The 3,913-nt window shown below is 65.0% G+C and carries 2 protein-coding genes and 1 pseudogene; all 3 read right to left on the bottom strand.

The annotated features are described in order from the left end of the window. Positions 1 to 767, bottom strand: a pseudogene (locus VQ045_RS21300) (hypothetical protein); the annotation flags it as partial. Positions 768 to 777: 10 nt separating this feature from the next. After that, positions 778 to 1,098, bottom strand: a complete 321-nt coding sequence (locus VQ045_RS21305; RefSeq protein WP_331831544.1) for a hypothetical protein — start codon at positions 1,096 to 1,098, stop codon at positions 778 to 780. Between the two features lie 437 nt (positions 1,099 to 1,535). Next, positions 1,536 to 3,491 (bottom strand): HAMP domain-containing methyl-accepting chemotaxis protein, encoded by a 1,956-nt coding sequence (locus VQ045_RS21310; RefSeq protein ID WP_331831545.1) that lies wholly within the window; start codon positions 3,489 to 3,491, stop codon positions 1,536 to 1,538. Positions 3,492 to 3,913: the final 422 nt, after the last annotated feature.

Below are 3,913 nucleotides of genomic sequence, written 5' to 3' on the forward strand. Positions count from 1 at the left end.
CGGATCGGCTCGAACTCGGCCGCCACCGGCTCGGCCATGCGCACCGTCAGGTCGCCCGCCGACAGTCGCTCGAAACCGACCTCCACCACGCCGACGAAGGCGCGCAGATCCTCCGCCTTGGCATTGTCCAGCGACGCCTGGCGGGTCTGTTCCGCCTCGCGTTCGCGGGAGAGCCGTTCTGTTTCCTGGCTGGATGCTTCCGCACGACCCTGTTCTTCCCGCGCAAGCTCGGTCGCCTCGGCAATGCTCTTGAACATGGCGGAGACCGTATAGGCGAGCCACAGAAGGACAGCCGCTTCCGTAACCAGGATGACCGCGTGCAGGCCGAAGCGCACGACGTCGGTGCCGCCGGGATAGATCGCCGCCGGCAACGCGAAGTTCAGCACCAGGTGGTGCAGGGCGGTTGCCACCGTCGCCCCCGCGATCACACGCCAATCGAACATCGCTCCGACCACCGCGAGACCGGCGAAATAGGCCATGTGCATATCGACTTGAAGGTAGTTGCCGCTGAGCGCCGAAACGAGGATGGAAATATTGCCCACGAGGCCGACGGCGCAGACCATTCGCGCCGTCGATCCGAGGTCGGCCCTCCGGGACAGCAGCAGACTGACGACCGCGATGGCGACCGCGGCGAGCGTCGGCGCGATGACCGACCGGGCATTCGCCATTTCAACCAGCATGATCACCGGCACAAAACCGAACTGGCCGAGAGAGATCCAGCTCGTGATACGGGCGCGGTGCGCGTCAAGATTTTTCATCGCATTCATGGTCGAGTTCCTAGTCAGTGGTGCTTGCGCAGCCGATCGTGGCTGCGTCGAGAACGAGCCATGCACCGGTGGCGCGAAGCCGCCCCGGCAAGCCTTCGTCGGTGAATTCGAGGACGGCTACGGAGGGCCAGGCCCCCGCATCCATGAGATTGCCGGCCCTGGCGGCCGCCTGGATGACACGCGCTTGTGGCCACCATGGCGGAAAAACCGCCGCGAGGCTTTCGGTGCTGGCAAGACTGGGACCCGGAATCGCGACGATGAGGGTCGCCAACGCCATGACGGACCCGGCGATCCAGCTGAGCGTGTGCGATTTCATTGCGGTCGTGAACATCATCGGACGCCTTGCAGCGGGAAAATCGCAGCGGCAAGAACTGTCATGCTCGCACCAGCCCCCCGCCGAAGTCATTGTTTAAAGAGCGAATCTGAATAGATCGCAAACATGATCAATCGATCGACCGGATGGGTTTGAGCCCCGAAGGTCGCTGTCCAAAGATTGCCGTTAGGGTAATAGAGCCGGGTAGCGGTCCGGGGCGTCGGCCCGTTAATCGTCAAGATTGCGAGGACGGAGCGCGGCATTGCCCGAAAGGACGGCGCAAGGACGGGAAAGGCCAGTCTGTCCGCGACGGAGTCGCTCGAAGACATCCCATCACCTTCCGGCAGGACCATGCCGCGTGTCGAAGATATAAAAACGCCGCGCGTTCTAACGAACACGCGGCGTTGTCGCTGACGGTCAAGCGTTCGGCTTGACGTGACCCGTCTTGGCCGGGGTCAGAACTCTTCCCAGCTGTCGGTGTTGGTCTGTTCGGCACGGGCGGCGCCGCCGGTGCCGGTGGTCTTCATTTGCGGTACGCCGCGCGATGGCGTGGCCGGCCGTGCCCGGTTGGCGGCATGGGCGGCGTTGCCACCCGACCGCGAAGCCTGGCCCCGCCCGCCGCTGGCCGAGCCGGTCTTGAACTGCGCCATCGCGCTCGCCAGTTCCTCGGTCTCGTTGGTCAGGGTCTGGCTCGCCGCCGTCGCCTCTTCCACCATCGCCGCGTTCTGCTGCGTCACCTTGTCCATCTGGTCGGCCGCGCCGGACACCTCGCGCAAGCTCGTCGCCTGCTCCTTGGCGCTCACCGCGATGGTCGCGATCAGCTCGGCCATCGAACTGACCTCCGCGACGATCTCGTCCAGCGACTTGCCCGACGCGGTGACCAGCTCGACGCCGCTCTCCACCTGGCTGCGCGACGTCGCGATCAGCGTCTTGATCTCCTTGGCCGCTTCCGCCGAGCGCTGGGCCAGCCCGCGCACTTCCTGGGCGACCACCGCAAAGCCCTTGCCGGCCTCGCCCGCCCGCGCCGCCTCGACGCCCGCGTTCAGCGCCAGAAGGTTGGTCTGGAAGGCGATTTCGTCGATCACCCCGATGATCTGGTTGATCTGCTCGGAGGATTTTTCGATCTGGCTCATCGCCGCGACCGCCTGGCCGACGATCTCGCCGCCCTTCTGGGCCTTGCCGCGGGCGGAACTCGCCGCCGTCTGCGCCTTGCCGGCGCCCTCGGCCGTCTCGTTCACCGCCGTCGTCACCTCGCCCAGCGCCGCCACCGTCTCTTCCAGGTTGGCCGCTTGCTGTTCGGTGCGCTGCGCCAAGTCGTTCGACGCCGTGTTGATCTCCTGCAGGCCCGAGCGGATCGAGCCGATCGAGGTCACCACATTGCCGATCGCATCTTCCAGCTTGCCGACGCTGTCGTTGAACTTCGCCCGGATCGGCTCGAACTCGGCCGCCACCGGCTCGGCCATGCGCACCGTCAGGTCGCCCGCCGACAGTCGCTCGAAACCGACCTCCACCACGCCGACGAAGGCGCGCAGATCCTCGGCTTTGGCATTGTCCAGCGCCGCCTGACGGGTCTTCGCCTGCTCCTGGTCGATCCGCGCTGATTCCGCCTCGCTCTCAAGACGTTCCTGCTCAATCGCCGCCTGCTTGAAGCTCTCCAACGCGGCGGCCATCGCCCCAATCTCATCCTTGCGGCCAACGCCCGCGATCACAACGGTCTTGTCTCCGTCCGCCAGCCGCCGCATCACGTCGGTCATGGCGTTAATCGGAGTGGCGATTCCCCGAGACAGGAGCCAGCCAAGCCCGGCCGCCGAAATGATGAGGAACCCCATGCCGAGGACTACGGCCCATTTCACCATGCTGTTCCGACTGACCTCGACTGCGGTCGCCTCTGCGATCGTCTCGTCCTGTCGAGCCCGGATCGCATCCAGGGTCTCCTCCACCGGCTCGATGAACTCGTCGGCCTTGCCGGAATTGAAGAGGTCCAGCGCGCGCGGGTAACTCACCGGGCTCGCGGCCAACTCGATCACCGGATCGGCGATTTCCGTATGCCACGCGCTCATGGCCTTCTCGAGCACCGACAGATGACCCGACATGTCCGGGTCAGCGCCAGCGCGCGCGCGAAGATCCGTCACGTGTTTCAAAAAGGTCTGGTAGTGGTCCTTCGTCCGTGTGGCAAAATACGGATCGCGCGTGATCATGAACCCGCGCAGCGACCCCTCCTGGCGAGCGACCGCGAAACGCGCCTCCATCGCGGCGTCCTCGACGGCCATATAGACGTCCTTGGCCTTACCGGCGCTCTGGACATTCTCCATGAACATGAAAATGGCGGAGCCCATGATCGCGGCTCCGAGCACCATGACGGCGAAGGCCGCGGTGATCTTCCTGGAAATGTTGACGTTCGCCAATCGCATGAGTTCCCCCCCAAAGATATAATCGAGTGGCCGGCACAGCTCCGCGACAGGAACCCGACACCGCCGAACCTCTCGGCGGACTTCGCGGCACGATCGACACAGCTTTTGCGGCCATCCTCTTCCGGGGCAGACATTCGTTATAAATGCTTACCAAATTGTTTCGTCAGGCTCCCTTCGAAATGGAATTCCAATCACCGGAGGCCGCTCGCGTCTGTTCCACGTCTGCCCAGCTGCGGGCATGACAAAGCCGGCGAGGGTTGAGGCCCCGCCGGCTCTGATTGTGATAGGTCGTGGTACTCCCGTCAGCGGCCCGAGAAGGATGCGGCTCAGAACTCTTCCCAGCTTTCGGATTCGGCCTTGGGGGCGCGGGCGGCGCCGCCCGTTCCGGTGGTCTTCATCTGCGGCACGCCGCGCGACCGCGC

Source organism: Aurantimonas sp. E1-2-R+4 (assembly GCF_036549515.1).
In the GTDB taxonomy this organism is placed as follows: domain Bacteria; phylum Pseudomonadota; class Alphaproteobacteria; order Rhizobiales; family Rhizobiaceae; genus Aurantimonas; species Aurantimonas coralicida_A.

Coding starts and splice junctions, on each gene's coding strand:
- VQ045_RS21305 (WP_331831544.1), bottom strand. CDS start 1,098: ATGTTCACGACCGCAATGAAATCGCACACGCTCAGCTGGATCGCCGGG.
- VQ045_RS21310 (WP_331831545.1), bottom strand. CDS start 3,491: ATGCGATTGGCGAACGTCAACATTTCCAGGAAGATCACCGCGGCCTTC.